Source organism: Luteibacter sp. P4_E6, assembly GCF_056401535.1.
Genome location: NZ_JBFUJE010000553.1, coordinates 1 through 2,439 on the forward strand (window position 1 = coordinate 1; position 2,439 = coordinate 2,439).

Annotated in this window: 2 protein-coding genes; both read right to left on the reverse strand. The window is 64.4% G+C overall.

All coding sequences use genetic code 11. From position 1 onward, the window contains the following. Positions 1 to 268: 268 nt before the first annotated feature. Positions 269 to 1,147, reverse strand: a complete 879-nt coding sequence (gene tsf / locus AC1DT2_RS20665) for a translation elongation factor Ts (RefSeq protein WP_213948694.1) — start codon at positions 1,145 to 1,147, stop codon at positions 269 to 271. 85 nt (positions 1,148 to 1,232) lie between these two features. Then, positions 1,233 to 2,081, reverse strand: a complete 849-nt coding sequence (rpsB, locus tag AC1DT2_RS20670) for a 30S ribosomal protein S2 (RefSeq protein ID WP_107914363.1) — start codon at positions 2,079 to 2,081, stop codon at positions 1,233 to 1,235. Positions 2,082 to 2,439 lie beyond the last annotated feature (358 nt).

Here is a 2,439-nt window from a genome sequence, read left to right on the forward strand (position 1 = left end):
TAGATACGTGGGCCGCGTGAGCGGCCTTTCCTTGTCGAACGCGGAGGACGTGTCTGAGCAGCGAGRGTGGGCACCAAGGTCTCCCCGCGAGACGCCCAAGTGTAGAGAGCGATGGCGGAGCCGAGCCCCGCGAAGCCGAAGGCGAGCCGTCTGCGAGGTGCGAGACCCGGCCCGAAAGCCGAGCGCCCGGGCCTTGGTGATCCACGATGAGCCAAAAAAAGAGCCGCGATCGCTCGCGGCTCTTTCGGGTGCTGCCAGGAGGAAAGGCTTACGCCAGGCCAGCCTGCTTCATGACTTCGGCGGCGAAGTCGTCGACGACCTTCTCGATGCCTTCGCCGACAGCCAGGCGCTGCACCGTGACGATCTCGGCGCCAGCCTTCTTGAGGGCTTCGGCGACGGTGATGTCACCGTCCAGCACGTACGGCTGGCCGACCAGGGTCGCTTCGGCGAGGATCTTGTTGATCTTGCCGGTGACGATCTTGTCGAGGATGTCGGCCGGCTTGGCCTTTTCCTTCTCCGACATCTGGCTCAGCGCGATGTCCTTTTCCTTCTCGACGTAGTCGGCCGGAACGTCTTCGACCTTGATGAACTTGGGGTTCATCGCGGCGACGTGCATGGCGATGCCCTTGGCCAGCTCGTCCGAGCCGCCCTTGAGTGCGACGAGCACGCCGATGCGGCCGCTGTGCGAGTAGGCGCCGATCGGGCCGTCGTTCTCGACCTTGGCCATGCGGCGGACTTCGAACTTCTCGCCGATGGTCAGGGTGAGCGTCTTGGCGCCTTCTTCGACCGTACCGTCGCCCAGCTTGGCGGCGTTCAGTGCGGCGATGTCGGCCACACCGGACTCAAGGGCGACGTTAGCGACGTCCTTGGTGAACTGGATGAACTGTTCGTTGCGCGAGGAGAAGTCGGTTTCGCTGTTGACTTCGACCAGGACGGCCTTGCCGGACTTCTGCGCGACGGCGATGAGGCCTTCGGCAGCGACGCGGTCGGCCTTCTTGTCAGCCTTGGCCAGGCCATTCTTGCGCAGCCATTCCATCGCCGCTTCGATGTCGCCGTTGTTTTCGACGAGTGCCTTCTTGCACTCCATCATGCCGACGCTGGAACGCTCGCGCAGTTCCTTGACGAGGCTTGCGGTGATCTCAGCCATGGTAATTCCTCAATATTTTGATAAGCGCCGCGGCGGAGGTGCCGCGGCGCCAGATGAAACGGAAGAGCTCGACAGGGTGGGGCGCTTACGCGCGGCCACGACCACCGTCACGGCCGCCTTCGCGACGCGGAGCACCCTTCTTGTCCGGGGCGCCACGACGATCGCCACGCGGGGCGTTGTCCTTCGCGACCGGGTTGCCTTCTTCGTCGAGTTCGACGAACTCGTTGGCGTCGCCACGAGCGGCGTTCGGCGAAGCGGCCTTGCCTTCGAGGATCGAGTCGGCAGCGGCGCGGGCGTACAGCTGAATCGCGCGGATGGCGTCGTCGTTACCCGGGATGGCGTAGTCGACGAGGGCCGGATCGTAGTTGGTATCGACGACGGCGACGACCGGGATGCCGAGCTTGCGGGCTTCCTGGACGGCGATGTCTTCGTGACCGATGTCGATGATGAACAGGGCGTCCGGCAGACGATTCATGTCCTTGATGCCGCCCAGCGAGTTCTGCAGCTTGTCGCGCTCACGGCGACGGGCCAGCACTTCGTGCTTGACCAGCTTCTCGAACGAACCGTCGGTTTCGGCGGCTTCGAGTTCCTTCAGGCGGGCAACCGACTGCTTGACCGTGCGGAAGTTGGTCAGCATGCCACCGAGCCAACGGGCGGTGACGAACGGCTGGCCAGCGCGTGCAGCTTCTTCGGCCAGCGACTCACGGGCGGAGCGCTTGGTGCCGACGAAGAGGACGGTGCCGCCCTTCTGGGCCAGGCCCGAGAGGAAATGCATCGCGTCGGTGAAGAGCGGAAGCGTCTTCTCGAGGTTGATGATGTGGATCTTGCCGCGGGCGCCGAAGATGTACGGAGCCATCTTGGGGTTCCAGTAACGGGTCTGGTGGCCGAAATGGACGCCGGCTTCCAGCATCTCGCGCATGGTGACTTGTGCCATGGAATTACTCCTGGGCGAACCGCTTCGAGCGGTTCTAGGGGGGTTGGGACCTCCACGCATCCCCGGCTTCGACCCGGCCCTGTCGGGCCAGGCACCCCGAAGGCGGTGCCGATGCGTGTGTGGCGTTAAAAGCGACGGCTAGGTAGGGGCCACGGGGGCCCCATACGGTTACAATCGCGCTTCGTATCGCCGCCGTGGCCACGTTTGTGTGGCTTCGCCGGACAGCAAAACTCGCTAATTGTAGCCTCCAGAGCCGCCCGGCCGCAAGCCGAGGGTGGAATTCCGGCAGGGGCGCCGCCACCTGAGGTGGCAGGCCCAATCCCCTGAGGGCGAAAGGAAAAGAGAGAACCATCATGGC

Coding starts and splice junctions, on each gene's coding strand:
- tsf (WP_213948694.1), bottom strand. CDS start 1,147: ATGGCTGAGATCACCGCAAGCCTCGTCAAGGAACTGCGCGAGCGTTCC.
- rpsB (WP_107914363.1), bottom strand. CDS start 2,081: ATGGCACAAGTCACCATGCGCGAGATGCTGGAAGCCGGCGTCCATTTC.